The following is a 628-nucleotide window of genomic DNA, read 5'->3' on the forward strand; positions in this document are numbered from 1 at the left end:
GGATTCCAGCCATGTCAAGGGTAGGTAAGGTTTTTCGCGTTGCATCGAATTAATCCACATCATCCACCGCTTGTGCGGGTCCCCGTCAATTCCTTTGAGTTTTAATCTTGCGACCGTACTCCCCAGGCGGTCTACTTCACGCGTTAGCTGCGTTACCAAGTCAATTAAGACCCGACAACTAGTAGACATCGTTTAGGGCGTGGACTACCAGGGTATCTAATCCTGTTTGCTCCCCACGCTTTCGTGCATGAGCGTCAGTTTTGACCCAGGGGGCTGCCTTCGCCATCGGTGTTCCTCCACATATCTACGCATTTCACTGCTACACGTGGAATTCTACCCCCCTCTGCCAAACTCTAGCCTTGCAGTCTTCATCGCCATTCCCAGGTTGAGCCCGGGGATTTCACGACAAACTTACAAAACCGCCTGCGCACGCTTTACGCCCAGTAATTCCGATTAACGCTTGCACCCTACGTATTACCGCGGCTGCTGGCACGTAGTTAGCCGGTGCTTATTCTTCAGGTACCGTCATTAGCCCACTGTATTAGAACAGACCGTTTCTTCCCTGACAAAAGAGCTTTACAACCCGAAGGCCTTCTTCACTCACGCGGCATTGCTGGATCAGGCTTGC

Annotated in this window: 1 rRNA gene; it reads right to left on the reverse strand. The window is 51.9% G+C overall.

Annotated features, from left to right (window positions below):
• Positions 1-628 (reverse strand): 16S ribosomal RNA (locus AC1RMD_RS31210); the annotation flags it as partial.

It is taken from the genome of Duganella sp. GW822-FHT06D06 (assembly GCF_058799615.1).